27 protein-coding genes are annotated in these 25,104 nt (G+C 71.8%); 25 read left to right on the plus strand and 2 right to left on the minus strand.

Going from position 1 to position 25,104, the window contains the following annotated elements:
• Positions 1-102: 102 nt before the first annotated feature.
• The 11 genes from ACESM1_RS01575 to ACESM1_RS01625 all read left to right on the plus strand — a co-directional run bounded on the left by ACESM1_RS01575 (position 103) and on the right by ACESM1_RS01625 (position 9,306).
• Positions 103-1,080 (plus strand): adenosine kinase, encoded by a 978-nt coding sequence (locus ACESM1_RS01575; protein WP_372617076.1) that lies wholly within the window; start codon positions 103-105, stop codon positions 1,078-1,080.
• A 95-nt stretch (positions 1,081-1,175) separates the two neighbouring features.
• The gene (locus tag ACESM1_RS01580; protein ID WP_372617078.1) at positions 1,176-1,730 is read left to right on the plus strand and encodes a hypothetical protein; all 555 of its coding nucleotides are present in this window, start codon (positions 1,176-1,178) and stop codon (positions 1,728-1,730) included.
• Positions 1,731-1,936: 206 nt separating this feature from the next.
• Positions 1,937-3,766, plus strand: coding sequence for a translational GTPase TypA (gene typA, locus ACESM1_RS01585; protein ID WP_372617080.1), 1,830 nt, complete (start codon positions 1,937-1,939; stop codon positions 3,764-3,766).
• Between the two features lie 159 nt (positions 3,767-3,925).
• A complete protein-coding gene (locus ACESM1_RS01590; RefSeq protein ID WP_372617082.1) occupies positions 3,926-4,330 on the plus strand; it encodes a cytidine deaminase in 405 nt (134 codons plus the stop codon).
• Between the two features lie 33 nt (positions 4,331-4,363).
• Positions 4,364-4,747: a hypothetical protein gene (locus ACESM1_RS01595; RefSeq protein WP_372617084.1), complete on the plus strand. Its 384-nt coding sequence runs from the start codon at positions 4,364-4,366 to the stop codon at positions 4,745-4,747.
• Positions 4,748-4,815: 68 nt separating this feature from the next.
• A complete protein-coding gene (locus ACESM1_RS01600) occupies positions 4,816-5,163 on the plus strand; it encodes a hypothetical protein (RefSeq protein WP_372617086.1) in 348 nt (115 codons plus the stop codon).
• Positions 5,163-6,122 (plus strand): patatin-like phospholipase family protein, encoded by a 960-nt coding sequence (locus ACESM1_RS01605; RefSeq protein WP_372617088.1) that lies wholly within the window; start codon positions 5,163-5,165, stop codon positions 6,120-6,122. The genes ACESM1_RS01600 and ACESM1_RS01605 overlap by 1 nt, the downstream gene beginning before the upstream one ends.
• Before the next feature lie 72 nt (positions 6,123-6,194).
• Positions 6,195-7,475, plus strand: coding sequence for an AmpG family muropeptide MFS transporter (locus ACESM1_RS01610; RefSeq protein WP_372617090.1), 1,281 nt, complete (start codon positions 6,195-6,197; stop codon positions 7,473-7,475).
• On the plus strand, positions 7,472-7,816 hold the full coding sequence (locus ACESM1_RS01615; RefSeq protein ID WP_372617092.1) for a DMT family protein: 345 nt from the start codon (positions 7,472-7,474) through the stop codon (positions 7,814-7,816). Before ACESM1_RS01610 ends, ACESM1_RS01615 begins: the two co-directional genes overlap by 4 nt.
• A gap of 49 nt (positions 7,817-7,865) precedes the next feature.
• A complete protein-coding gene (gene ald / locus ACESM1_RS01620) occupies positions 7,866-8,984 on the plus strand; it encodes an alanine dehydrogenase (protein ID WP_372617094.1) in 1,119 nt (372 codons plus the stop codon).
• A 61-nt stretch (positions 8,985-9,045) separates the two neighbouring features.
• Positions 9,046-9,306, plus strand: a complete 261-nt coding sequence (locus ACESM1_RS01625) for a GlsB/YeaQ/YmgE family stress response membrane protein (protein ID WP_372617096.1) — start codon at positions 9,046-9,048, stop codon at positions 9,304-9,306.
• 27 nt (positions 9,307-9,333) lie between these two features.
• Here ACESM1_RS01625 and ACESM1_RS01630 read toward each other — a convergent pair whose 3' ends face one another.
• The gene (locus ACESM1_RS01630; protein WP_372617097.1) at positions 9,334-9,861 is read right to left on the minus strand and encodes a papain-like cysteine protease family protein; all 528 of its coding nucleotides are present in this window, start codon (positions 9,859-9,861) and stop codon (positions 9,334-9,336) included.
• Positions 9,862-10,047: 186 nt separating this feature from the next.
• Positions 10,048-10,992, minus strand: a complete 945-nt coding sequence (gshB, locus tag ACESM1_RS01635; RefSeq protein WP_372617098.1) for a glutathione synthase — start codon at positions 10,990-10,992, stop codon at positions 10,048-10,050.
• Between the two features lie 110 nt (positions 10,993-11,102).
• Between gshB and ACESM1_RS01640 the strand changes: the two genes are divergently transcribed.
• From ACESM1_RS01640 to ACESM1_RS01705, 14 genes are all read left to right on the plus strand, one after another.
• Positions 11,103-11,936 carry a shikimate dehydrogenase gene (locus ACESM1_RS01640; protein WP_372617100.1) on the plus strand — a complete coding sequence of 278 codons (834 nt, stop codon included), beginning with the start codon at positions 11,103-11,105 and terminating at the stop codon, positions 11,934-11,936.
• Entirely contained in the window at positions 11,933-12,520 is a 588-nt protein-coding gene (gene coaE / locus ACESM1_RS01645; protein ID WP_372617102.1) for a dephospho-CoA kinase, read from the plus strand. Before ACESM1_RS01640 ends, coaE begins: the two co-directional genes overlap by 4 nt.
• The gene (dnaQ, locus tag ACESM1_RS01650; RefSeq protein WP_372617104.1) at positions 12,521-13,231 is read left to right on the plus strand and encodes a DNA polymerase III subunit epsilon; all 711 of its coding nucleotides are present in this window, start codon (positions 12,521-12,523) and stop codon (positions 13,229-13,231) included.
• 43 nt (positions 13,232-13,274) lie between these two features.
• Complete coding sequence (locus tag ACESM1_RS01655; protein WP_372617106.1) at positions 13,275-14,057, plus strand: (Fe-S)-binding protein; 783 nt, start codon at positions 13,275-13,277, stop codon at positions 14,055-14,057.
• Positions 14,058-14,061: 4 nt separating this feature from the next.
• Positions 14,062-15,492 (plus strand): LutB/LldF family L-lactate oxidation iron-sulfur protein, encoded by a 1,431-nt coding sequence (locus ACESM1_RS01660; protein WP_372617108.1) that lies wholly within the window; start codon positions 14,062-14,064, stop codon positions 15,490-15,492.
• A 10-nt stretch (positions 15,493-15,502) separates the two neighbouring features.
• Positions 15,503-16,219 (plus strand): lactate utilization protein C, encoded by a 717-nt coding sequence (locus tag ACESM1_RS01665; protein ID WP_372617110.1) that lies wholly within the window; start codon positions 15,503-15,505, stop codon positions 16,217-16,219.
• Between the two features lie 45 nt (positions 16,220-16,264).
• Entirely contained in the window at positions 16,265-16,786 is a 522-nt protein-coding gene (locus tag ACESM1_RS01670) for a Smr/MutS family protein (protein ID WP_372617112.1), read from the plus strand.
• Positions 16,787-16,937: 151 nt separating this feature from the next.
• A complete protein-coding gene (locus ACESM1_RS01675; protein WP_372617114.1) occupies positions 16,938-17,333 on the plus strand; it encodes a helix-turn-helix domain-containing protein in 396 nt (131 codons plus the stop codon).
• A gap of 292 nt (positions 17,334-17,625) precedes the next feature.
• Complete coding sequence (locus tag ACESM1_RS01680) at positions 17,626-18,558, plus strand: lysophospholipid acyltransferase family protein (protein WP_372617116.1); 933 nt, start codon at positions 17,626-17,628, stop codon at positions 18,556-18,558.
• Between the two features lie 153 nt (positions 18,559-18,711).
• Positions 18,712-20,121, plus strand: a complete 1,410-nt coding sequence (gene miaB / locus ACESM1_RS01685; RefSeq protein ID WP_372617118.1) for a tRNA (N6-isopentenyl adenosine(37)-C2)-methylthiotransferase MiaB — start codon at positions 18,712-18,714, stop codon at positions 20,119-20,121.
• The gene (locus ACESM1_RS01690) at positions 20,118-21,251 is read left to right on the plus strand and encodes a PhoH family protein (RefSeq protein ID WP_372617120.1); all 1,134 of its coding nucleotides are present in this window, start codon (positions 20,118-20,120) and stop codon (positions 21,249-21,251) included. The genes miaB and ACESM1_RS01690 overlap by 4 nt, the downstream gene beginning before the upstream one ends.
• A gap of 85 nt (positions 21,252-21,336) precedes the next feature.
• The gene (gene ybeY, locus ACESM1_RS01695) at positions 21,337-21,765 is read left to right on the plus strand and encodes an rRNA maturation RNase YbeY (protein ID WP_372617122.1); all 429 of its coding nucleotides are present in this window, start codon (positions 21,337-21,339) and stop codon (positions 21,763-21,765) included.
• Positions 21,762-22,721: a hemolysin family protein gene (locus tag ACESM1_RS01700; protein WP_372617124.1), complete on the plus strand. Its 960-nt coding sequence runs from the start codon at positions 21,762-21,764 to the stop codon at positions 22,719-22,721. Before ybeY ends, ACESM1_RS01700 begins: the two co-directional genes overlap by 4 nt.
• Positions 22,722-22,767: 46 nt before the next feature.
• Positions 22,768-24,279, plus strand: a complete 1,512-nt coding sequence (locus ACESM1_RS01705) for an L-lactate permease (RefSeq protein WP_372617126.1) — start codon at positions 22,768-22,770, stop codon at positions 24,277-24,279.
• Positions 24,280-25,104: the final 825 nt, after the last annotated feature.

Raw genomic sequence — 25,104 nt, forward strand, 5'->3', positions numbered from 1 at the left:
ACATCCTGGCGGGGACTAGCGGTGGCGGGGCGGTTCCGGCAAGCATCCGCCGCCTTCAACTCCCCCGCAGCCCCGCACCCCATAAAGGCCCGGCACCCGCCCATGACCTCTCCCGCGCTCGACCTGCTCGGCATCGGCAACGCCATCGTGGACGTGCTCGCCCGCGCCGAGGATGCCTTCCTCGCAAGCCAGGGCATGGCGAAGGGCACGATGACGCTGATCGACGCCGCCGCCGCCGAGCGGATCTACGCGGCGATGGGCCCGGGCGTCGAAAGCTCCGGCGGCTCGGCCGGTAACACCTGCGCGGCGGCGGCAGCACTCGGCGCGCGCGTCGGCTATCTCGGCAAGGTCGCCGACGACGCCCTCGGCACGGTCTTCGCCCACGACATCCGCGCCGCCGGCGTGCGCTTCCCCTCGGCACCCCTGGCCAACGGCGCGCCCACCGCGCGCTGCCTGATCCTGGTGACGCCGGACGGCCAGCGGACGATGAACACCTTCCTCGGCGCCTGCGTCGCCTTCGGCCCGGACGACGTGGACGGGGCGGAGGTGGCCTCCGCCGCCGTCACCTACCTCGAGGGCTATCTGTTCGACCCGCCGGCTGCGCAGGCCGCCTTCCGCAAGGCGGCCCAGGCGGCGCATGCCGCGGGACGCAAGGTCTCGCTGACGCTGTCGGACCCCTTCTGCGTCGGCCGCCACCGCAGCGCCTTCCGCGCCTTCGTCGCGGAGGAGAGCGACATCCTCTTCGCCAACGAGGCCGAGCTGCTCTCCCTCTACGAGACCGAGGATTTCGCCGCTGCCCTGGCCGCGGTGCGGCAGGATGTCGGCCTGGCCGCGGTGACCCGCAGCGAGAAGGGCAGCATCGTCGTCGCCGGCACCGAGACGGTGGAAGTGGCGGCGGTGCCGACGAAGGTGGTGGACACCACCGGCGCCGGGGATGCCTATGCCGCCGGCTTCCTCGCCGCCCATGCGAAGGGCCTGGCGCTGGCCGAATGCGGCCGCTGGGGCAGCGTGGCGGCGGCCGAGGCGATCAGCCATTTCGGGGCCCGCCCGCAGGCCGACCTCAAGGCGCTGGTCGGCTGAAGCGGCGGCACGGCGGGTCGGAACCGGGCCGCGGGGCTGCGTTCTTGCCGGATGCCTGCGGCGGGCCCGCCCCGCCGAGATCCCGGGAGACCGCCATGCGCAAGATGCTGCCCGCCGTCGCCGCCCTTATGCTCGCCACCTTGCCCGCCTGGGCCCAGCAGCAGCAGCAGCAGCAGGGCGGCCCGCCCATCTACAATCTGGAACCGCCACCCCCCGGCGCGGGTCCGGCCGGCGATCCGCCACGCAGCGCTGCGAACCGCGACGCGGCCACCCCCGCGCGCCCCGCGCTCATCGTCGGCTACCTGGAGCAGGCCGACCAGGCGCTGCAGCGCAACAGCTGGTCCCGCGCGGGCGAACTGGTCGAGCGCGCCGAGACCGCCCTGCTCAACCGCCACACCCGCCCCGGCGCCGGCAGCGTCGAGATGGGCATGGAGGAGGGACGCGCACTGCAGGCCGCCGCCGCGGCCCGCGCCGCCATCCGCGAGCGCGACCGCGCGGCGGCGGCCGAGGCGCTGCGGAACGCCCGCAGCCTCACCGCGCAGATCGGCCAGGCGAGCGCCTCCGGGGCCGGCGCGGCCCCGACGCCCGGATCCGGGTTCGGGAGCGGCCCCGGCATGGGAACGGGCCAGGGCTCGCGCGGCACCCGCTGATCCGGGCGCTGACCCGCCCGGGGGCGCCTGCGCCGGCGTAGCGGCTGCCCCGCTTCGCCGGCGATGGATTGTCGCTCGCTTTTTGCGGTCCGCGCGCCTATGTGTGCGCCGCATCAAACGACAGACGCCTGCCCGCCAGTGGCCGGGGTGACCATGAGGTTGCCGCCGGGAGGAGGGGCCGGGCCCAAGAGACCGGACCTCGCCGCATGGACATCCGCAACGTCGCCATCATCGCTCACGTCGACCACGGCAAGACCACGCTGGTGGACAACCTGCTGAAGCAGGCCGGCGCCTTCCGCGCCAACCAGCAGGTCGCCGAGCGCGCGATGGACCGCAACGACCTGGAGCGCGAGCGCGGCATCACCATCCTCGCCAAATCCACCGCGGTCGAGTGGAAGGGCGTGAAGATCAACATCGTGGACACGCCCGGCCACGCCGATTTCGGCGGCGAGGTGGAGCGCATCCTCTCCATGGTGGATGGCGCCGTGGTGCTGGTGGATGCCGCCGAGGGCGTGCTGCCGCAGACCAAGTTCGTCCTGACCAAGGCGCTCGCCCGCGGCATCCGGCCGATGGTCGTCGTCAACAAGGTGGACCGCCAGGACGCCCGCCCCGACGAGGTCCACACGGAGATGTTCGACCTCTTCGCCGCGCTTGGCGCCGACGACGACCAGCTCGACTTCCCCATGCTGTTCGCCTCCGGCCGCCAGGGCTGGGCGGATGCGACGATGGACGGGCCGAAGAAGGACCTTTCCGCCCTTTTCGACCTGATCCTTTCCCACGTCCCGGCGCCGGGTCTCGACGCCTCGCTGCCCTTCGCGATGAACGCCGCGATCCTGGAGGCGGACAACTTCTTGGGCCGTATCCTGACCGGCCGCATCGAGCAGGGCGTCGCCCGGCTCAACATGCCGGTCAAGGTGCTGCGCCAGGATGGCTCCGTGGTGGAGACCGGCCGCCTGACCAAGCTGCTCTCCTTCCGCGGGCTGGAGCGGGTGCCGGTGGAAACCGCCGAAGCCGGCGACATCATCGCCATCGCCGGCCTCGAGAACGGCACCATCCCCGACACCATCTGCGATCCGTCCGTCACGGCGCCGCTGCCCGCCATCCCGGTGGACCCGCCGACGCTCGCCATGACCTTCCGCATCAACGATGGTCCTCTCGGTGGCCGCGAGGGCAAGAAGGTCACGTCGCGCCAGATCCGCGACCGCCTGTTCAAGGAGAGCGAGGGCAACGTCGCCATCAAGGTGACGGACAGCCAGGAGGCCGACAGCTTCGAGGTCGCCGGCCGCGGCGAATTGCAGCTCGGCGTGCTGATCGAGCAGATGCGCCGCGAGGGCTTCGAGCTGACCATCGGCCGCCCCCGCGTGCTGACCCGCGAGAACCCCGAGACCGGCGAGCGCGAGGAGCCCTTCGAGGAATGCCTCGTGGACGTGGACGAGGAATATTCGGGCGTCGTCGTGCAGAAGCTCTCGCTCCGCAAGGGCCAGATGCAGGACATGCGGCCGTCCGGCGGCGGCAAGGTGCGCCTGACCTTCATCATCCCGAGCCGCGGCCTGATCGGCTACCACGGCGAGTTCCTGACCGACACGCGCGGCACGGGCATCATGAACCGGCTGTTCCACGGCTATCAGCCCTGGGCCGGCACCATCGAGGGCCGCCGCAACGGCTCGCTGATTTCCAACAGCGACGGCGAGGCGGTGCAGTATGCGCTGTTCTACCTGCAGGAGCGCGGCACGCTGTTCGTGGACCCTGGCGTGAAGGTCTATGTCGGCATGATCCTCGGCGAGCACTCCCGGGACAACGACCTGGAAGTGAATCCCATCAAGGAGAAGAAGCTCACCAACATCCGCGCCGCCGGCAAGGACGAGGCGCTGCTGCTGATCCCGCCGCGCCGGATGAGCCTGGAGCAGGCGATCAGCTACATCGAGGATGACGAGCTGGTCGAGGTGACGCCCTCCGCCATCCGCCTGCGCAAGCGCTTCCTCGACCCGCATGAGCGCAAGAAGCACGCCCGCCGGCAGGAGAGCGAGGCGGCGTGAGGTGACATTCCCTCTGTCGCTTCTGCGGCGGAGGGACTGGCAAGGGGCCGCCTGAGCGTGCCGGCGGCTGAGGCGCCGCAAGGGATCCTTTGTCCCTGCGAGCCGCCGGACGCCGCCGATGCCGGTTCCATCGGCAATGATCTCTGAAGGGAGCGACGCGTGCAGGACCCCGACCTGCTGAGCGAAGCGGAGGCGGTCCGCCTCCACGCCTATGCGCCCTATTCCAACTTCCCTGTCGGCGCGGCGCTGCTCGCCGAGGACGGCAGCCTCCATCACGGCTGCAATGTCGAGAACGCCAGCTACCCCGCCGGCCTCTGCGCCGAACGCGTCGCGCTCGGCGCCGCCGTCGCGCGCGGGGCGCGCCGCTTCATCGCGATTGCCATCGCCGGGCCGCCGGGCGTGGCCATCTCCCCCTGTGGCATCTGCCGCCAGGTGCTGTCGGAATTTTCCCCCGACGGCACGCTGCGCGTGATCGCCCGCGATGCCGCCGGCACGCCCCGCGCCACCACCATCGTCGAACTCCTCCCCGGCGCCTTCGGCCCCGCCCAGCTCGGGCATTCCTGAGTCCGGGAACCCGAGGCGCGCCGCAAGCATTGCATGCGCATGCGCTGCGCCCTGCTGCTGCCGATCCTGCTCCTCGCCGCCTGCGCACAGCCGCCTGCCACCGCGACCTTCAATCCGATCGGCATGACCGAGGGCGAGCTGGTCTCCCGCCTCGGCGTGCCAAGCCGCGCCTACGAAACCGACGGCCGCCGCTTTCTCACCTGGGACAGCGAAGGCAGCGCCGGGCCCGCCGTCACGCCCTCCATCGGCCTCGGCGTCGGGCGCTTCTCCGGCGGCTGGGGCAGCGGCACGGCGATCGGCACCGGGCTCGGCCTCAGCTTCGGCGGCGGCGGCCCCAGCGGCTATTGCACCGCGACCTACGAGATGCGGGATGGCCGCGTCATCGGCGCCACCCGGCAAGGACCCGGCTGCGGCTGAACCATCGGGCCCCTTCCTTACCCCTGCCCGGACGGACCACACTCGCCCGCGCAACGAACGAGGGCGGCATGCGCGCTTTGCGGCTGAGGCTCGACTCGCGCGGGCGCGTGCTGCTGCCGCCGGCGCTGCGTGCGCTCTCCGGCCTGCGCCCTGCCATGCCGCTCGCCGTCACCTTCGCGGAGGCGCAACTCCTCGTCCGCCCGACCGACACCCCCGAACGCCGTGCGCCGACGCTCGACCGCAAGGGCCGCCTCACCCTGCCCGGGCCGCTGCGTGCGGAGCTTGGCCTCCTGGCCGGCGCGGTGCTGCTGGCGCGGGCCGCGCCGCCGGGCCTGCTGCTCGCCTCGCCCGCGGGCCTGATCGCCCGCCAGCGCGAGGCGCGGCTCGCCCTCACCCGCCGTCTCGCCGAGGCCTGATGCCGCCGCGCGTCGCCATCGCCTGCCAGGGCGGCGGCAGCCATGCCGCCTTCACCGCCGGCGTGCTCGCCTCACTGCTCGCATCCGCCCATCGCGACCGGTTCGAGCTGACGGCGCTCTCGGGCACCTCCGGCGGCGCGGTCTGCGCGGCGCTGGCCTGGTCCGGGCTGCTCGCCGGCGGGCCGGAGGAGGCGATCCGGCGGATCGAGGGCTTCTGGCACGACCTCGCGCCGGCCAACGCGGTCGAGGCCTGGGCGAATGACTGGTTCCAGCTGCTGCTCGCCCTGCCCTTCGCCGCCCGCACCAGCCCCTATGCCTATGCGCCCGCCGCCGAGCCGCGGCTGCGCCAGCTGCTGGAGAAATGGATCCGCCCGGCCGAGCTGCCCGCCCGCCGCGCACCGCCGGTGCTGCGCCTCGGCGCGGCCGAGGTGCTGAAGGGCGGCGGCGCGGCCTTCGACGAGGAACGCTTCACGCTGGACGACGTGATCGCCTCCGCCGCGGTGCCGCCGCTGTTCCGCGCCGTGCCGAACCGCGGCGGGCTGTGGTGGGATGGGCTCTACGCCCACAACCCGCCGATCCGCCACCTGCTCGACCTGCCCGACAAGCCCGCCGAGATCTGGGTGGTCCGCATCAACCCCGCCACCCGCGCCGAGGAGCCACGCACCGCGGAGGAGATCGAGGATCGCCGCAACGAGATGGCCGGGAACCTGCCGCTCGACCACGAGCTGGAGAAGGTACGCCTGGTTAACCGCGCCGTCGCCGCCGCGCCGGAGTGCAACGCCCGCTTCGGCTGGCGGCCGGTGACGGTGCGGCAGGTGGCGCTGGCGCTGCCGGGCATCGGCTATCGCACCAAGCTCGACCGTTCGGCGGCGCATATCGCCCGTCTGATGGCGGCCGGGCGTGAGGCGGCGCCCGGCTTCTTCGACGAGGCTTCCGTCATCGTTCGTCCGGAGGGCTGACGCCGGCGTAACAACTGGCGGGAGATGCAGTGCCGCACTAGCGGCGCGCGCTCGCGAAAGCGAGAGTAGCGCATGCTCCTGCTCCGCGATCGCCGCTTCCTGGTGATGCTCGCACTCGGCTTCGCGGCGGGCATCCCGCTGCCGCTGACCGGCTTCACGCTGCGGCAGTGGTTCTCCGAATCCGGCATCTCGCTGGCCGCCATCGGCCTGACCGCGCTGATCGGGCTGGCCTATGCCTTCAAGTTCCTCTGGTCGCCGGTGCTGGACCACGCGGCGCCACCCTTCCTCCGACGCCTGGGTCGCCGGCGCGGCTGGCTGGCGAGCATCCAGCCGGCGCTGATGCTGGCGATCCTGGCGCTGGGCTTCACCGATCCAGTGGGCGCGGCGGGGGTGACGGTGGCGATCGCGGTGCTGGTCGCCTTCCTCTCCGCCAGCCAGGACATCGTGGTGGATGCCTACCGCATCGAGGTGCTGGAGGAACGCCAGCAGGGCTATGGGCTGGCCTGCTACATCTGGGGCTACCGCGGCGCGCTGCTCGCCGCCAATGCCGGCGCGCTGGCGATGGCCGAGTTTGCCGGCTGGACGGCGGCGTTCGCGATGTGCGCCGCGCTGGTCGGCATCGGCTTCGTCGCCACCCTGCTGGCGCCGGAGCCGGAGGCGCGCCCCATCGGAGCCGCCACCTGGGCGGAGCGGCTGCGCGCGGCGGTGGTGGATCCCTTCGCCGACTTCCTCCGGCGTCGCTACTGGGTGGCCATCCTCGCCTTCATCTGCCTGTTCAAGCTCGGCGAGGCGCTGGCAGGGGTGATGACCGCGCCCTTCTACCGCTCGCTCGGCTTCTCGCGGCTGGAGGTGGCGGCGGTCGGCAGCGTCTTCGGGCTGGTGGCGACGCTGGCCGGCGTGATGGCGGGCGGCTTCGTGGTGGCACGGCTCGGCACCGGGCGCGCGCTGGTGGTCACCGGGCTGCTGCAGATGCTCTCCAACCTGATGTACGTGGCGCTGGCCCAGGCTGGCCATTCGATGCCGATGCTGTGGGCGCAGGTCGGGGTGGAGAACTTCACGGACGGGCTCGCGGACGCCGCCTTCGTCACCTACCTCTCGGCGCTCACCAGCCGCGCCTTCACCGCGACGCAATATGCGCTGCTGTCCTCGCTGGCCGCGGTGCCGCTGCGCACGCTGGCCGGCACCTCAGGCTGGCTGGCGGAGGGGCTCGGCTGGACCTGGTTCTTCCTGCTGACGACCTTCGCCGCGCTGCCGGCGATGGCGATCATGGTGTTCCTGCTGCGACGGCTGCCGCCCGACGAGGCGCCGGCGCCGGCTTCCGTCCTGCCGATCCCCGAGGAAGCCGCGCGATGACCGCGTTCTGGATGACGCCCCTGCTGCTGGTCGGCTCCAATATCCTGATGACCTTCGCGTGGTACGGCCACCTCAAGGCGCCGTCCTGGCCGATGTGGCTGGCGATCCTGCTCTCCTGGGGCATCGCCTTCTTCGAATACTGCCTGGCGGTGCCGGCCAACCGCATCGGCTACGGCACCTTCACCGGCCAGCAGCTGAAGGTGATGCAGGAGGTGATCACGCTCGCCGTCTTCGCGGTGTTCAGCGTGTTCTGGCTCGGCGAGGCGATACGCTGGAATTTTCTCGCCGCCGGGGCGTGCCTGATCGCCGCGGTCGTGTTCATCTTCCTGCCGGTGGAATGACCCGGCGCGCCCCCGGCGCGTTGCGACAGGCAGCGGGAAGGACCGGACGATGCGCATCGGCGTGCCCAAGGAAGTGAAGGTCCACGAATACCGTGTCGGGCTCACCCCCGGCTCGGTGCGGGAGCTGGTGGCGCAGGGGCATGAGGTGCTGGTGGAAAGCTGCGCCGGTGCCGGCATCGGCTTCCCCGACGGCGCCTATGCCGCCGCCGGGGCCACGATCGCCACCGATGCGGCGGAGGTGTTCAAGAATGCCGATCTGGTGGTGAAGGTGAAGGAGCCGCAGCCCGACGAATGGAAGCGGCTGCGCCCCGGCCAGGTGCTGTTCACCTACCTGCACCTCGCGCCCGACCCGGCGCAAGCCAAGGGCCTGATGGACAGCGGCGCCAGCGCCATCGCCTATGAGACGGTCACCGAACCCGAGGGCGGCCTGCCGCTGCTCCGCCCGATGAGCGAGGTCGCCGGCCGCATGGCGCCACAGGTCGGCGCCCGCTGCCTGGAGAAGGAGGCCGGCGGCGCCGGCGTGCTGCTCGGCGGCGTGCCCGGCGTGCCGGGGGCGAAGGTGGCGATCCTCGGCGGCGGCGTGGTCGGCGCCAATGCCGCGCGCATCGCCCGCGGCATGCGCGCGCAGGTGACGGTGCTGGACCGCGCACCGCGCGTGCTGGCGATGCTCGATGCGGAATTCGATGGCGCCGTCGCCACCCGCTTCGCCAGCCATGACGCGATCGAGGAGGCGGTGGAGGATGCCGACCTGGTCATCGGCGCGGTGCTGGTGCCCGGTGCCGCGGCGCCGCGGCTGGTCAGCCGCGCGATGATCGCGCGGATGCGGCCCGGCAGCGTGGTGGTGGATGTCGCCATCGACCAGGGCGGCTGCTTCGAGACCTCCCGCCCCACCACCCATGCCGCGCCGACCTATGTGGAGGAAGGCGTGGTGCATTACTGCGTGACCAACATGCCGGGCGCGGTGGCGCGCACCAGCGCGGTGGCGCTGAACAACGCCACGCTGCCCTTCACGCTGCAGATCGCGGAGAAGGGCCTGGCGCGTGCCTGCGCCGAGAACCCGCATCTGGCCCGCGGGCTCAACGTCCATGCCGGGCGCATCACCCATGCGGCGGTGGCCGAGGCGCTGGGGCTGGAGCATCTGCCCGTGGAGCGTGCCTTCGCCCGCTGATAAGCGGGAACCCCAGCCTGCGCGGCGGCTTACCGCCTGCGCAAGGTTGGGAGCAGCCATCATGGGCTTTGTGTGGACCATCATCATCGGCTTCATCGCCGGCCTGATCGCGAAATTCCTGATGCCGGGACGCGACCCGGGCGGGTTCATCATCACCACGCTGCTCGGCATCCTGGGCGCCCTGGTCGCCACTTGGCTCGGCCAGGCGGTTGGCTGGTACCGCGCCGGCGAGGGCGCGGGGCTGATCGGCGCGGTGGTCGGCGCGGTGATCGTGCTGGCGATCTACCGGATGGTGGCGGGGCGCCGCGCGACCTCGACCTAGCCGGCCCTCGGGCAGGGCGGCGGCGTTTCAGCCGCCGCCCTTGGCCACCAGCTTCGGCGTATGCGCGGCGATGTTCTTCCGCAGCATGCTGTCCGGGATGTTCCACATGAACTGCTTGTTGAAGTCGGCGCGCTTCATGCGGGTGTTGGGGGCGTTCTCCGGGTCGTGGATGATCACCTCGTCCCGCCCGTCATCGGTGCCGATCAGCGCCGAGCAATGGCCATAGGTCGCACCGTTGTGCGTCTTGGTCCAGGAGATGAGCTGGGGTCCGTATTTGCGCAGCAGGTCCGCCAGCGCGTCCAGCGCCCACGCCTTGGTCGCGGGGTAGCCGACCTCGACCAGGTTCTCGTTCTTCTGCAGGGTCTTGGAGTCCTGGATCACCTTGTGGCCCTTCGGCGTCCAGAGCGAGGGGTCGCCCAGCCGCGGTCCCGCCTCGAAATAATAGCCGAGCATGCAGGCGCTGGCATACCAGCAGCCGGTTGGGTCATTCAGCGACTTGTCCTGGCCATACCCCAACTGGGTGATGAAGGGCACGTCGAGATAGATGCTGGCCATGACGTCTCCCCGTCGCGCAGGCGGGGGCTGCCGGCACGCGAAGCGCCGGGCCCGGCAAGCCCGGACGAAACGACATCGAAACTCGCCTGAAACGCGACAGGGCGCAATGCCCTTCGCAATGATGCCGGGCCCGTGGAATGCAGGCGCGCGGCACCCGCAGGCGCCGGCGTCCCGCCAGGTGCGCCGCTACCGCTTCGCCTCGATCGCGTCCCAGATCGCCTTTTCCAGCTGCACGCCGTCGAAGCGGGCGATCTCCTGCAGGCCGGTCGGCGAGGTGACGTTGATCTCCGTCAGGTAGCCGCCGATCACGTCGATGCCGACGAAGATCATGCCGCGCTTCTTCAGCTCCGGCCCGATCGCGGCGCAGATCTCCTTCTCGCGGTCGGTGAGCTTCGTGGCCTCCGGCCTGCCGCCGACATGCATGTTGCTGCGCGCCTCGCCGGCGGCGGGCACGCGGTTGATCGCGCCCATCGCCTCGCCATCCACCAGGATGATGCGCTTGTCGCCTTCGCGCACCGCCGGCACGTAGCGCTGCACCACCAGCGGCTCGCGCGAGCGTTCCGTGAACATCTCCAGCAGCGCGTTCAGGTTGGGGTCTTCGGGGCGCACATGGAACACCCCGGCGCCGCCATTGCCGAACAGCGGCTTGAGGATGATGTCGCCGTGCTTTTCCCGGAACCTGCGGATCTGCGTGACGGAGGCGCTGATCAGCGTCTCCGGCATCAGCTCGGGGAAGTGGGTGACGTAGAGCTTCTCCGGCGCGTTGCGCACGCTGGCGGGGTCGTTCACCACCAGCGTCTTCGGGTGGATGTGCTCCAGGATGTGGGTGGCCGTGATGTACGCCATGTCGAAGGGCGGGTCCTGGCGCATCAGCACCACGTCCACGGCCCCGAGATCCAGCTCCTCCGCCGCGCCGAGCGTGAAGTGGTCGCCCTTCACGCGCCGCACGGTCACGGGCTGCGCATGCGCCAGCACGCGGCCGGACAGCAGCGCCAGGTCGCGCACATGGTAGTGCCACAGCGCATGCCCGCGCGACTGCGCTTCCAGCATCAGGGCGAAGGTGCTGTCGGCGTCGATGTTGATCGAGGCGATCGGGTCCATCTGGACGGCGACGCGAAGCGGCTTGGCCATCGGCGACACTCCCGTGGGGTCTTGGCGCTTCCTCTGGCACCGGCCCGGGCGGGAGGGAAGAGGGCCGGGCGCCATTGACCGGCCGCGGCCGGCGGGTTCACTTCGCCGTCATGCGCACCCTCTCGGGCAAGGCCCGCCTGGCCGGCGTTCTCGGCTGGCCCGTCTCCCATTCCCGCTCGCCGCGGCTGCACGGCTTCTGGCTGGCCAGGCACGGCTTGGATGGCGCCTACCTGCCGCTGCCGGTGCGGCCCGAGCGGTTCGAGGCGGCGGTGCGCAGCCTGGTGGATCTCGGCTTCGCCGGCGCCAATGTCACCATCCCCCACAAGGAGGCCGCCTTCGCGCTCTGCGACGAGGTGACGGAGGTGGCGCGGCGCGCCGGCTCGGTGAACACGCTGGTCTTCCGGGACGGGCGGATCAGCGGCACAAGCACGGACGGCTTCGGCTTCCTGGAAAGCGTGCGGGAGCAGGCGCCGGGCTGGCAGGCCAGCAATGGGCCGGCGGTGATCCTCGGCGCCGGCGGGGCGGTGCGGTCCGTCGCCGCCGCGCTGCTCGACGCCGGCTGCCCGCGCCTGATCCTGGTGAACCGCACCCCGGCGCGGGCCGAGGCGATCGCGCGGGATCTCGGCGGGCCGGTGGAGGTCGCCACCGCGCCGCGGCTGGCGGATGCCGCGCTGCTGGTGAACGGCACCTCCCTCGGCATGGCCGGGGAGCCGCCGCTGGAGATCGACCTCTCGCCGCTGCCGCCGCACGCCGTGGTCGCCGACATGGTCTATGTGCCGCTGGAGACCCGCCTGCTGGCCGCCGCCCGGGCGCGCGGGCTGCGCGCCGTGGACGGCCTCGGGATGCTGCTGCACCAGGCACGGCCGGGCTTCGAGGCTTGGTTCGGCGTGGCGCCCAATGTGGATGCCGAACTACGCGCCTTTGTTCTCCAGGACCTGCAATGAAGGTGCTGGGCCTGACCGGCAGCATCGGCATGGGCAAGTCCACCGCCGCCAACACCTTCCGCCGCCTGCGCATCCCGGTCTTCGACGCCGATGCCGCCGTGCACCGGCTGCAGGGCAGGGGCGGCGCCGCCGTGCGCCCGATCGAGGCCGCGTTCCCCGGCACTACCCGCGGCGGCCGCGTGGACCGCGAGGCGCTGCGCAGCCGCGTCCTCGGCGACCCCGCGGCGCTGCGGCGGCTGGAGCGGATCGTGCACCCCCTGGTCCGCAAGGCCGAGCTGGATTTCCTCGCCGCCGCCCGTCGCCGGGGCGAACCCCTGGCGGTGCTCGACATCCCGCTGCTGCTGGAGACCGAAGGACGGAAGCATGTGGACGCGATCATCGTCGTCTCCGCGCCTGTTGCCGTGCAGCGCGCCCGCGTGCTGGCGCGGCGCGGCATGACGGAGGAGCGGCTGAAGGCCATCCTCGCCCGCCAGATGCCCGATGCGCTGAAGCGGAAGAAGGCGGACCACGTGGTCCATACCGGCTTGTCGCGCCACGCCGCGCAGCGCCATATCCGCCGGATCGTCAGGGAGCTGCGGGACTAGATGCGGCAAGTCGTGCTCGACACCGAGACCACCGGCCTCGACCCCGCCTCCGGCGACCGGGTGATCGAGGTGGCAGCGATCGAGCTGTTCAACTTCGTCCCCACCGGCGGCACCTTCCACAAGGTCATCGACCCCGAGCGCGACATCCCGGAGGAAGCCACCCGCGTGCACGGCTTCACCGCCGAGATGCTGCGCGGCAAGCCGCTCTTCGCCGACATCGCCGAGGAGTTGCTGGCCTTCCTCGGCGAGTCCGAGATCGTCGCCCACAACGCGCCCTTCGATTTCGGCTTCCTGGATGCGGAGTTCGTCCGCTGCGGCCGGCCGAAGCTGGACCGCGCCCGCATGGTGGACAGCCTCGACATCGCCAAGCGCCGCTATCCCGGCCTGCCCAACAGCCTGGACGCGCTGTGCCGGCGCCTGGCCGTCGATAACTCCATGCGCACCAGCCACAACGCGCTGCTGGACGTGAAGCTGCTGGCGGAGGTGTTCCTCCAGCTGATGGGCGGCAAGCAGCCGGGCCTGGACCTGGCCGCCTCCGTCCGACGCAGCGGCCCGGCGCTGACGGCCGAGGAAGCACCCATCGCCCGCACCCCGCGCCCGATCATCCCCTCCGAGGCCGAGCTTGCCGCCCATGCCGCGTTCGTGGCGAAGAAGCTGAAGGACGCGCTCTGGCTGCAGCCGCCCTTCGCGCCGCCGGCCGATCCGGCCTGATTCCGCCCTCGCCGAAACCGCGCAGAAGCCCTAACTGAGAGACATGCTTCAGCCCCGCCCCACCGGGACGCCCCGCGTCGCGCTGTTCGTCACCTGCCTGGTGGACCTCTACCGGCCGACCGTCGGCTTCGCGGCGATCAAGCTGCTGGAAGCCGCCGGCTGCCAGGTCGTGGTGCCCGAGGCCCAGACCTGCTGCGGCCAGCCCGGCTACAACAGCGGCGACCGCGCCACCGCGAAGGATCTGGCGCGCAGCGTCATCGATGCCTTCCTGCCCTATGACCATACCGTGGTCCCCTCCGGCTCCTGCGGCGGGATGATCGCGCATCACTACCCCGGCCTGTTCGACGACGACCCGCAGTACCGCGGCAAGGCCGAGGCGCTGGCGGCGAAGACGCATGAGCTCGTCTCCTTCCTCACCGACGTGCTCGGCGTGGAGGCGGTGAAGGCGCGGCATGACGGGGTGGTCACCTACCACGATTCCTGCGCCGGCCTGCGCGAGCTCGGCATCAAGGCGCAGCCGCGCAGTCTGCTCGGCAGCGTGGACGGGCTGGTGCTGAAGGAGCTGCCGGATGCCGAGATCTGCTGCGGCTTCGGCGGCACCTTCTGCGTGAAATACCCCGACATCTCGACGCGCATGGTGGACGACAAGGCGAAGGACGTGGTCGCGACGGGCGCGGAGACGCTGCTGGCCGGCGATCTCGGCTGCCTGCTCAACATGGCCGGCCGCCTGAAGCGGGAGGGTGCGGCGGTGAAGGTGCGCCATGTCGCCGAGGTGCTGGCCGACATGACGCATGACGCTGCGCCGATCGGCGAGAGCAAGGTGTAACCCGATGGTCCAGGTCACCTCCCCCGCGTTCAAGGCGAACGCCCACCAGGCGCTGCATGATCCCGGCCTGCAGAAGGCGCTCGGCAAGGCCAAGGGCGCCTTCCTGCAGCGCCGCGCGCTCGCCGTGCAGGCGCTGCCCGAGTTCGAGCGGCTGCGCGAGATCGGGCGCGACATCAAGAACCACACCCTCGCCCATCTCGACCACTACCTCGAACGCTACGCCGCGAAGGTCGAGCAGGCCGGCGGCAAGGTGCACTGGTGCAGCACCGCCGAGGATGCCCGCGCCGCCGTGCTGGAGATCTGCCGCAACGCGGGTGCCAGGACCGTCACCAAGGGCAAGTCGATGATCTCCGAGGAGATCGGCATCAACGACCACCTGGAAAGCCACGGCATCGCGCCCATCGAGACCGATCTCGGCGAATACATCATCCAGCTGCGGCACGAGCACCCGAGCCACATCATCGCGCCGGCCTTCCACCTGAACCGGGAGGATTGGGAGGCCGATTTCCGCCGCGCCCACACCGACCTCGACCCCAACCGCGTCTTCAACGAGCGCCGCGACATCCTCGCGGAAGCCCGCACGCGGCTGCGCCAGAAGTTCCTCGCGGCGGATGTCGGCATCACCGGCGCCAACTTCCTGATCGCCGAGACCGGCAGCTCCGTCATCGTCACCAACGAGGGCAATGGCGACCTGACGCAGACGCTGCCGCGCGTGCACATCGTGCTCGCCAGCATCGAGAAGATGGTGCCGACGCTCGAGGACTGCACATCCCTTCTCCGCCTGCTGGCGCGCAGCGCGACCGGCCAGGATTTCTCGGTCTATACCACCTTCTCCACCGGCATCCGCCGCCAGGACGACCTCGACGGGCCGGACGAATACCACGTGGTGCTGCTGGACAATGGCCGCTCCAACATGCTCGGCGGCGAGTTCCAGGAGATGCTGCGCTGCATCCGCTGCGCCGCCTGCATGAACCACTGCCCGGTCTATGGCGCGGTGGGCGGGCACGCCTATGGCTGGGTCTATCCCGGCCCGATGGGCAGCGTGCTGACGCCCTCGCTGGTCGGCGTGGAGAAGACCGGGCACCTGCCCAACGCCTCGACCTTCTGCGGCAAGTGCGAGAGCGTCTGCCCGGTGAAGATCCCGCTGCCCAAGCTGATGCGGCATTGGCGCGAGCGCGAGTTCGAGCGGCACCTGACGCCCGGCACGGTGCGCAGCAACCTCGCGCTCTGGGCCTGGTTCGCGAAGCGGCCGTCGGCGTATCGCGCGGCGACGCGCATGGGGATCGGCGCGCTGTCGCTGCTCTCCCGCGGGAAGGGAGCCTTCAAGTGGCTGCCGCTCGCCGGCGGCTGGACGCGAAGCCGCGACCTGCCGGCGCCCGAGCCCGGCGGCACCTTCATGGCGCGCTACGCCAAGGCCCAGCGGGCCCGGCGCTGAGGATGCGACGATGAGCAAGGATGTCATCCTCGGCGCCATCCGCCGCAGCCTGAAGCGCGGGTCGCTGCCTGCCGACCAGGCCGCGATGCTCGATGGCCGCATCGCGACCCATCCGCGCCACCTGATCCCCGCGCGTTCGCGCCTGCCGCGCGCCGAGCAGATCGCGCTGTTCATCCGCAACGTCGAGAAGGAATTCGGCACGGTCGAGCGCATCCCCGACCTCGCCGCCGTGCCCGCCGCCATCACGGACTACCTAGCCGCGCAGAACCTGCCGGCGAAGATCGTCATGGCGCCGCATCCCGAGCTGCAAGGCATCGACTGGTCCGCGCGCCCGCTGCTCGCGCTGGAAGCGCGCCGCGCGCAGGAAGGCGACCAGGTCTCGCTGCAGCACGCCTGGGCGGGCGTGGCGGAGACCGGCACGCTGTTCTTCCCTTCGGACCCGGCCCGCCCCGCCACGCTCAACCTGCTGCCGGACACCGAGATCGTGCTGCTGCGCGCCTCGGCCATCGTCGGCGCCTATGAGGAAGCCTGGGACCGGCTGCGCGCCGAGCGGCAGGACCCGATGACCGGTGGGTGGATGCCGCGCAACCTGATGCTGGTCACCGGCCCCAGCCGCTCCGCCGATATCGAGCAGACGCTGGAGCTCGGCGCGCATGGCCCGCGCCGGCTCCACGTGCTGTTGGTCGAGGACGAGCCGGCGCGCGCCGAAGCCGCGCCGGCCGGCTGAGCGGAGCCCCGACGCATTGCCATGGGCCATTCGCGCCGAAGGGGATTGAGTCGCGCCGACCTGGCGCTGTGGCACGCCTTCACCGCCGATATCGCGCCGCTGTTCGGCCACACCCCGCCCGAGCCGCCGCCTGCCTCCGACCCCGCGCCGGAGGCGGCCCCGCCGAAGCCGCTGGCGAAGCCGGCCGCGGCCGCGCCGCAGCGCGCCCTCGCGCCCGAGATCCGCGTCGGCGAGCAGCCCGGCGGCCTCGACCGCCGCCGCTGGCGCGCACTGCGCAAGGGCGACGCGCCGAGCGAGCGGACGCTGGACCTGCATGGCCGCCGGGTGAACGACGCCCATGTCGCGCTGCGCGCCTTCCTGCATGATGCTGCGCTGGATGGCGTTCGCATGGTGACGGTCGTCACCGGCAAGGGGCCGCAGCCCGATGGCGGCATCCTCAGGCGCGAGCTGCCGCATTGGCTCAACGCAGCCGATCTCCGCCCGCTGGTGCTGGGTGCCGCGCATCCGCACCCCACCAACACCGGCGCGGTGAACATCCTGCTGCGCAAGCGGCACCGGGCGAAATGACACTGCCCAGGCCCGGCCGCCAAGGGCGGCCCGCGCGCAGACCGCCCGCCGGGCCCAGCGGGCGAGTGCGCAGGCGCGCAAGGCAAGGCCGTCGTGCGCAAGCACGCCTCCGGCGTGACGCGGCCGCCCGCCGCTTGAGGGCACGCGCAACATGACGCCCTTCGGCGCCCGCCTCCGGCAACTGCGCCGCAGCCGGCGCGTGACGCTGAAGGCGCTCGCGGCGCACCTCCAGGTCTCCTCCGCCTATCTCTCGGCGCTCGAGCACGGCTATCGCGGCCGCCCCTCGCCGGGGCTGGTGCACCAGGTCAACGAGTTCTTCGGCCTGATCTGGGACGAGGCGGAGGAGCTGGCCGAGCTGGCCCGCATCTCCCACCCCAAGGTCAGCGTGGACACCGCTGGCCTGACGCCCGAGGCCACCGCGCTCGCCAACCGCCTCGCCGAGGCGATCCGCCGCCTCAGCCCGCAGACCGTCGCCGCCATGCACGCGCTGCTGGACCGCGAGGCACCAGGCGAGAAGCCGCGCCTGCGCCGCGCCGCCGGGCGGTAGCCCCGCCCCGGTCAGGCCCGGTTCAGGCCAGCTGCGCGACCAGAACCATCGCCCCGACCACGATCGCGGCAGTGACCAGAGTGGGTACCAGGAAGCCGCGGCGCAGCTCGCGCCAGGGATCATCCATATGCTCGATCATGTGCTCGGAAGGCCGGCGGCGGCGACAGGGTTGCCGCGCTCGCCCGGCCAGGATCGCCGCGGCTCCAGAAGCTTTCATCGGAACGTCGCCGGAGCTTCATTGCGCGGACGCCGAGCGCGAGGTTAATGCCCGTCTATGGAGGCCGCCGCCCGCTTGACCGTCCAGGATGCCCTGCGCCCGCGCCTCCGGCTGCGGCGCAAGCCGATCAGCTTCTCCGCCTCGGACCCCGACACGGTCTGGGGCGATGTGCTGGGCTTCCGCCCGATCGGCGGGCGCGTGCGCGCCATCCGGCGGATCGCGACCATCCTGCTCTGGACGCTGATCGCGGTGCCGATCCAGCTGCTGCTGGTGGCATTGCCGGGGCGCGCCAACATCACCTTCGCGCGCTTCTACTGGCGCACCCTCGCCTGGCTGATCGGGCTGCGCATCCAGGTGGTGGGGGAGGCGGCGCGCGGCGGGTCGGTGCTGTTCGTCTCCAACCATTCCTCCTGGCTCGACATCCTGGTGCTCGGCGGCACGCTGGAAGCCGCCTTCGTCGCCAAGCAGGAAGTGGCCGAGTGGCCGGTGGTTCGCACCATCGCGCGCCTCGGCCGCACCGTTTTCGTCAGCCGCAGCCGCACCCGGACCGCCGGCGAAGCCGGCGCCATCCGGGACCGGCTCTCGGCCGGCGACAGCATCATCCTGTTCCCCGAAGGCACCACCAGCGATGGCGGCCGCGTGCTGCCCTTCCGCAGCTCCTTCCTCTCGGTGGCGGACAAGGCGCGGGTGGTGCAGCCAGTCTCGGTGGTGTTCGACCGCCTCGGCGGCCTGCCGACCTGCCGGCGCGACCGCCCGCTCTTCGCCTGGTACGGGGACATGGATCTCGGCACCCATGTCTGGCGCCTGGCACGCCGGCCGAGCGCGCGGGCCACGGTGGTGCTGCACGCCCCGCTCGACCCCGCCGCCTATCCGGACCGCAAGTCGCTGAGCGCCGCCTGTGCGGAGGTGGTGGCCGAAGGCTGCGCCGCGCTGCGGCAGAACCGCCCGCCGGCGCCGCTTCATGCGCCCCTGGCTTCCCCGGGCGGAACAGCGCCGGTTGCCGCTTGACCCGACGCGGCCGGCCAACGCAGGCTGAACTCGTGCGGAACCCAGCCAGGCCGATGCGGCCCGCCTCCCGCGCTTGACCGGCGCCCGGGCCTTGCGCATCTCCCCGCCTTTCCCCTGCCGGACCGCCGGCGGGGCGGCGGAGTTCTTCCTGCGATGACCCCTGCGACGACTGGCACCACCACGCCCCGCAAGCGCCTCTTCGTGAAGACCTGGGGCTGCCAGATGAACGTCTATGACAGCGCCCGCATGGCGGATGTGCTGGCCCCCCTCGGCTATGCCCCGGCCGAGACGGCGGACGGCGCCGACATGGTGATCCTCAACACCTGCCACATCCGCGAGAAGGCCAGCGAGAAGCTGTTCTCCGAGCTCGGCCGGCTGCGCGAGGCGAAGCGCGCCAGGGAAGCCGAGGGCGGGCGGATGGTGCTGGCCGTCGCCGGCTGCGTCGCCCAGGCCGAAGGGGCCGAGATCACCGCGCGCGCGCCGCATGTCGACATCGTGCTCGGCCCGCAGAGCTACCACCGCCTGCCGGAGATGGTCGCCCGCATCACGCGCGCGACGGGCTCCGTCATCGAGACAGACTTCCCCGCCGAGCAGAAATTCGACCACCTGCCGGAGGTCTCGGCGCCGCAGGGCCCCATCGCCTTCCTGACCATCCAGGAGGGCTGCGACAAGTTCTGCTCCTTCTGCGTGGTCCCCTACACCCGCGGCGCCGAATACTCCCGCCCCGCCGCCGCCGTGCTGGCCGAGGCGAAGCGCCTGGTCGCGCAGGGGGCGCGGGAGATCGCGCTGCTCGGGCAGAACGTCAACGCGTATCACGGGGAGGGCCCGGACGGTGCCGCCTGGGGCCTCGGCCGGCTGCTGCGCGCGATGGCGGAGATCGAGGGCCTTGCCCGGCTGCGCTACACCACCAGCCACCCGCGCGACATGGATGACGACCTCATCGCCGCCCATGGCGAGATCCCCGCGCTGATGCCCTTCCTGCACCTGCCCGTGCAGTCCGGCTCCGACCGCGTGCTGAAGGCGATGAACCGCGGCCACACCGCCGCCGAGTTCCTGGCGGTCGTCGAGAAGCTGCGCGCGGCGCGGCCGGACCTCGCGCTCTCCTCCGACTTCATCGCCGGCCATCCCGGCGAGACGCAGGAAGACCACCAGGCCACGCTGCGGTTGATCGAGCGGGTCGGCTTCGCCCAGGCCTTCTCCTTCAAGTATTCCCCGCGCCCTGGAACGCCTGCCGCCGGCGCCCCACTTCAGGTGCCGGAGACCGAGAAGGACCGGCGACTGCACGAGATCCAGGCGCTGCTGCGCGACCAGCAGGACATGTTCAACCGTTCACGGCTGGGCATGCGGATGGACGTGCTGTTCACCGGATCTGGCCGCCATGCCGGCCAGCTCGCCGGGCGCTCCCCCTGGCTGCAGCCGGTCCATGCCGAGGGCGCCGCGGCGCTGGCCGGGCAGGTGCTGCCCTGCGAGGTCATCGCCATCCACCCCAATTCCCTCGCCGTCCGCATTCTTGCGGCGAGTTCCACCGGAGATCCCCCGAACCAGGAGAAAGCCGCCGCTTGAGCACCACCAGCGTTGCGATCCGCCCCGGTGAACCCCGCGCCACCCCGCGCGGAACCGCCACCGAATCCCCTCCCCCCTTGGCCGCCAGCCGCTCCGTCACGTTGAACTTCGACGACAACCAGCTGCTGCCGCTGCTCTACGGGGAGCATGACCGGAACCTCGCCCGCATCGAGATGCGGCTCGGGGTCAGGCTCGGCAGCCGGGGCAACCGGCTGACCATCACCGGGTCGCCGGAACGCACCGAGGTGGCGGAGGCGGCGCTCGCGGATCTGTGGCGACGGCTGCAGAAGGGCGAGAGCGTCGGCGGCGCCGAGGTCGAGGCGGCGATGCGCATGGCCGAAGGCGTGCAGGAGGCCGATCCGCGCCTGCCGCTGCAGGACATCCCGGCGATCCGCACCCGCAAGGGTGCCATCGCGCCCCGCAGCCCGGCCCAGGCCGCCTACATGGACATGCTGGCGCGCGCCGAGATGGTGTTCGGCATCGGCCCGGCCGGCACCGGCAAGACCTACCTCGCCGTCGCGCAGGGCGTGGCGCTGCTCCAGGCCGGCCGGGTGGACCGCATCGTGCTCTCCCGCCCGGCGGTCGAGGCCGGCGAGAAGCTCGGCTACCTGCCGGGCGACCTGAAGGAGAAGGTGGACCCCTATCTCCGCCCCCTCTACGACGCGCTGCACGACATGATGCCGGCGGAGCAGGTGAAGCGGCGGATGGAAGCCGGCGAGATCGAGGTCGCGCCGCTCGCCTTCATGCGCGGCCGGACGCTGGCGCATTGCTACGCCATCCTCGACGAGGCGCAGAACACCACCCCGGCGCAGATGAAGATGTTCCTCACCCGCATGGGCGAGGGCAGCCGCATGGTCGTCACCGGCGACCCGACCCAGGTGGACCTGCCGCCGGGCCAGGGCTCCGGCCTGCATGAGGCGCTGGCGATCCTCGATGGCGTGGATGGCATCGCGGTGGCAAGATTTGCGGAACGCGATGTGGTAAGGCATCCATTGGTGGCTCGGATCGTCGCGGCATATGGCCGCGCCGATCAGGCTTCCGCGCATGGGCGCGCCGACGCTGCCTCTCCCCGCTCGCGGGAGGGCACGCGGGGGCGCGCAGGTCTGGAGAGGGATGGAACCGGAAAGTAGACGGCCCGGCCGGAAGAAGGCCGGGATCCGATCGGGCGGCGGAGAGATCACCGTCGTCCTTGCGTCACCAGGATGGCGTTCCGCCGTGCCTCGGCCCGAGGCCTTGGCGCGCCGCGCCGTCGCCGCCGCGCTGGCGGAAGCCGGCGCGCAGGGTGCCATCACGGTGCTGCTGGCCGACGATGCCGCGGTGAAGCGGCTCAATGGCCGCCACCGCGCCAAGGCCAAGCCGACCAACGTGCTGTCCTTCCCCGCGGGGGCGCCGGGCTATCTCGGCGATGTCGCGCTGGCGCTCGGCGTGGTGCGGCGGGAAGCTCGCCAGGCCGGGCGGCGTGCGGCCGACCACCTGGCGCATCTGGTCGCCCATGGCGCGCTGCACTTGGCGGGCCACGACCACCTCGAAGCCGGCGAGGCGCGCCGGATGGAGCGCGCCGAGGCCCGCGTGATGCGCAAGCTCGGCCGGCCGAACCCGTGGAAGGAAGGCCGCCCTGGTGGGCGGATGCGAGGCGCGACATGAGCGCCCACGGCAACGGCCACCACAACGGCAATGGCACCGCCGAGCGCGACCGCCGCACGGGCCTCTTCTGGCGCCTGCAATCGATGCTGCGGAAGCGCGAGGCCGAGAGCGTCCGCGACCGCGTCGAGGAGCTGCTGGAAGGCAAGCAGCACCGCGGCGGCGAGGACGACCACCGCCGCGACGACGAGGATGGGGATACCGGCCTCGACACCCATGAACGGGTGCTGCTCGGCAACGTGCTCAAGCTGCGCGACAAGACCGCCTACGACGTCATGGTCCCCCGCGCCGACATCCTCGCGATGCCGGAGGACCTGACGCTCGATCAGGCCATCAAGCTGATCCAGAAGGAAGGCCACAGCCGTTTCCCGGTCTATCGCGGCAACCTCGACGAGATCGTGGGCATGGTCCACATCAAGGATGTCTTCGCCGCGGTGGGGCGCGATCCCGCCAGCTTCTCGCTGAACAACGTGCTGCGCCGGCCGCTGCTGGTGGTGCCGACCATCCCGGTGCTGGACCTGCTGCTGCAGATGCGCGCGCAGCGCATCCACATGGCGCTGGTGGTGGACGAGTACGGCGGCATCGACGGGCTGGTCACCATCGAGGACCTGGTCGAGACCATCGTCGGCGACATCAGCGACGAGCATGACGAGGTGGCGACGCCGACCATGGTGGAGCGCCCGGACGGCACCATGGAACTCGACGCCCGCACCACCGTGGAGGCCTTCGAGGCGCGCCTCGGCCCGATCTTGACGGAGGAGGAGCGCGCGCACGACATCGACACGGTGGGCGGCCTGGTCTTCACCCTGGCCGGCCGCGTGCCCGCGCGCGGCGAGTTGATCAGCCACGCCTCCGGGTTGGAGTTCCGCGTGCTGGAAGCCGATCCGCGCCGGATACGCCGCCTGCGCGTGCGCCGGCCGGGCGCGATGAGCGAGGCGCCGAAGCAGGCGGCGGAGTGATGGGGGCTGGGGGAAGCCCGCCCGGCCGCGCGGACTGACAGCCGGCATGGGCGCCTTGCCCGCGCTCGCGCTGCTGCCGGTTGCGCTGGTGCTGGCGCTGATGGCCGGCGCGCGCTGGGCAGCGGCACCGGCCGGTCTGGCCGGGCTCGCCCTGGCGCTGCCGATCGCGCTGTTCGCCTTCGGCTGGCGCGGGCCGGCGCTGGAGGACGCCTCGGCTGCGGGCATCGTCCCGGCGCTTGGCGGCGTCGCGGCCGAGGCCGGCTTCACCACGCTGACCATCCTGTGGATCGTCTTCCCGGCGCTCTGGCTGCACGAGTTGCAGCTCGGCACCGGCGCCACCGCCACGCTGCGTCAGGCGCTGGCACGGCTGTCCGAGGATCCGCGGCTGGCGGCGCTGCTGGTGGCCTGGTTCTTCGCCCTGTTCTCCGAGGGCGCGGCCGGGTTCGGCACGCCGGTGGCGCTCGCCGCGCCGATCCTGGTCGGGCTCGGCTTCGAGCCGGCCCGCGCGGTGGCGCTGGCGCTGGTGGGCCACGCGGTCGGCGTGTCCTTCGGCGCGCTCGGCACGCCGCTGGTGCCGCAGCTTGCCGCCGGCGGCTTCGAGCCCACGGCGCTGGCCGGCGCGACGGCGCTGCTGCACCTAGCGCTCGGCTGGACCATGGCGCTCGCGCTGCACCGGATCGTGGGCCAGGGCAGGGCGGGTCCGGGTTGGGCGCTGCTGGCAGCCGCCTGCTTCCTGCTCCCCTTCGCGGCGATCGCTGCCTTCGTCGGGCCGGAATTGCCGACGCTTGGCGGCGCGCTGCTTGGCGGCCTGGCCTTTGCGCTGGCGGTGCGGCGGCGCGAGGGCGGCAGCGGGCCGGCGCCGACGCGCGCCGCGCTGCTGGCCGCGGCGCTGCCCTACCTGATGCTGCTGGCGCTGGTGCTGGCCACCCGCCTGCTGCCGCCGCTGCGCGAGGCGCTTGCCGGGCTGGAGTGGCGCTGGTCGCTGCTGGAGGGGTCGTTCACCGGCCGGATCCAGCCGCTCTACCACCCCGGCACCTTGCTGCTGCTGGCGCTGGTCGCCGGCGGGCTGCTGCGCCGCGATGCCTGGACTGCCTTTCGCGGGGCGGCCGTGCGCGCATCGGGGCGGCTGCCGGCGGTGCTGCTCGCGCTGGTCGCGATGCTCGCGCTCGCGCGGCTGATGGTGCATGCCGGCATGATCGAGGCACTGGCCGAGGGCGCCGCGGGACTGGCCGGTGGCGCCTGGCCCCTGCTCGCCCCGGCGGCCGGGGCGGTCGGCACCTTCGTCACCGGCTCCGCCACCGCGTCCAACATCCTGCTGACCGACCTGCAGCTGGCGGTGGCCGCGACGCTCGGCCTGCCGGCGGTCTGGATGGCGGCGGCGCAGGGCTTCGGCGCCGCCGTGGGCAACATCATCTGCCCCCACAACATCGTCGCCGGCGGCGCCACCGTCGGCTTGGCTGGGCGCGAGGGCGAGGTGATGCGCCGCACGCTCCCGGCCTGCGCCCTCTACGCGGCGCTAGGCGGCGCCCTGGTCTTCGCGATCACCGCGGTCGACTGAGGCACCGCGATTGCGGCGCTTACAGCTCGGCGGCACGCCAAAAAAGTCCTCTGGAGGCGCCTTGAACGAAACAGGAACTTACCGGTTGTGCACGAAGGATTTCACGCAAGGCAACCCAGGAGTGGAGGAAGCGCAGTGGTGTTTGCCGGAGTGTGGCAACACTACATCTTGTTGGAACAGATCGAGTCCGGCTATCCCGGATGAGCAGGGCGAGGACCGATCGGGTGGCTCCGACCGGTCCTCAATCACCTCGGCAGTACGTCCCGTGGTGAGCTTGCGGTTCGTGTCTCCCCGCGGGTTGGTTGAACACTACCCACGGACGGATTTGCAAGCCCTGCTGACGTGCTCCAACCGCTTTGCTGGCAAATGTGTGCCAGCGGCGACGATGGCAGGAATGGCTTTATGGACTTCATACCTGGAAAGGCGCCCGGGCCCCGGGCCGGTTCCATCAACCCAGAAACGGAGGCACGGCGACCTTCAAGCGGCCTGACGAGGGAGCAGGGGGCACGTGTCCGCCGAATGCTCCGCCTGGACCCGCAGCCGGCGATCTTGGATGTCGCCTCAACCCTCGGCGTCAGCGAGGACGCCGTCGCGCTGGAAGCGATGCTAATGCGCGTACGACATGATCGACGTGTGCGAGGTCACCTGAACTGCACTGTCGAGTGCGCACGCTTTGTGAATTCCGTCGCACGCCAGAACGGAGAGCCCGTGTGGCGGACGGCGGACCGCATCCTGTACGAGTGGACGCAGTTCCGCGCCATGATGCACGCTGGGCTCATTCCTACGCTTCGCTGACGCAGTCGCTGGGCAGGGAGAGCGCTTCTC

It is taken from the genome of Falsiroseomonas sp. (assembly GCF_041690465.1).
Taxonomy (GTDB): domain Bacteria; phylum Pseudomonadota; class Alphaproteobacteria; order Acetobacterales; family Acetobacteraceae; genus Falsiroseomonas.

Coding starts and splice junctions, on each gene's coding strand:
- typA (WP_372617080.1), top strand. CDS start 1,937: ATGGACATCCGCAACGTCGCCATCATCGCTCACGTCGACCACGGCAAG.
- ald (WP_372617094.1), top strand. CDS start 7,866: ATGCGCATCGGCGTGCCCAAGGAAGTGAAGGTCCACGAATACCGTGTC.
- ACESM1_RS01615 (WP_372617092.1), top strand. CDS start 7,472: ATGACCGCGTTCTGGATGACGCCCCTGCTGCTGGTCGGCTCCAATATC.
- ACESM1_RS01665 (WP_372617110.1), top strand. CDS start 15,503: ATGAGCAAGGATGTCATCCTCGGCGCCATCCGCCGCAGCCTGAAGCGC.
- ACESM1_RS01580 (WP_372617078.1), top strand. CDS start 1,176: ATGCGCAAGATGCTGCCCGCCGTCGCCGCCCTTATGCTCGCCACCTTG.
- ACESM1_RS01600 (WP_372617086.1), top strand. CDS start 4,816: ATGCGCGCTTTGCGGCTGAGGCTCGACTCGCGCGGGCGCGTGCTGCTG.
- ACESM1_RS01705 (WP_372617126.1), top strand. CDS start 22,768: ATGGGCGCCTTGCCCGCGCTCGCGCTGCTGCCGGTTGCGCTGGTGCTG.
- ACESM1_RS01610 (WP_372617090.1), top strand. CDS start 6,195: ATGCTCCTGCTCCGCGATCGCCGCTTCCTGGTGATGCTCGCACTCGGC.
- dnaQ (WP_372617104.1), top strand. CDS start 12,521: ATGCGGCAAGTCGTGCTCGACACCGAGACCACCGGCCTCGACCCCGCC.
- ACESM1_RS01625 (WP_372617096.1), top strand. CDS start 9,046: ATGGGCTTTGTGTGGACCATCATCATCGGCTTCATCGCCGGCCTGATC.
- ACESM1_RS01595 (WP_372617084.1), top strand. CDS start 4,364: ATGCGCATGCGCTGCGCCCTGCTGCTGCCGATCCTGCTCCTCGCCGCC.
- ACESM1_RS01575 (WP_372617076.1), top strand. CDS start 103: ATGACCTCTCCCGCGCTCGACCTGCTCGGCATCGGCAACGCCATCGTG.
- ACESM1_RS01700 (WP_372617124.1), top strand. CDS start 21,762: ATGAGCGCCCACGGCAACGGCCACCACAACGGCAATGGCACCGCCGAG.
- ACESM1_RS01640 (WP_372617100.1), top strand. CDS start 11,103: ATGCGCACCCTCTCGGGCAAGGCCCGCCTGGCCGGCGTTCTCGGCTGG.
- miaB (WP_372617118.1), top strand. CDS start 18,712: ATGACCCCTGCGACGACTGGCACCACCACGCCCCGCAAGCGCCTCTTC.
- ACESM1_RS01605 (WP_372617088.1), top strand. CDS start 5,163: ATGCCGCCGCGCGTCGCCATCGCCTGCCAGGGCGGCGGCAGCCATGCC.
- gshB (WP_372617098.1), bottom strand. CDS start 10,992: ATGGCCAAGCCGCTTCGCGTCGCCGTCCAGATGGACCCGATCGCCTCG.
- ACESM1_RS01660 (WP_372617108.1), top strand. CDS start 14,062: ATGGTCCAGGTCACCTCCCCCGCGTTCAAGGCGAACGCCCACCAGGCG.
- ACESM1_RS01630 (WP_372617097.1), bottom strand. CDS start 9,861: ATGGCCAGCATCTATCTCGACGTGCCCTTCATCACCCAGTTGGGGTAT.
- ACESM1_RS01675 (WP_372617114.1), top strand. CDS start 16,938: ATGACGCCCTTCGGCGCCCGCCTCCGGCAACTGCGCCGCAGCCGGCGC.
- ACESM1_RS01655 (WP_372617106.1), top strand. CDS start 13,275: ATGCTTCAGCCCCGCCCCACCGGGACGCCCCGCGTCGCGCTGTTCGTC.
- coaE (WP_372617102.1), top strand. CDS start 11,933: ATGAAGGTGCTGGGCCTGACCGGCAGCATCGGCATGGGCAAGTCCACC.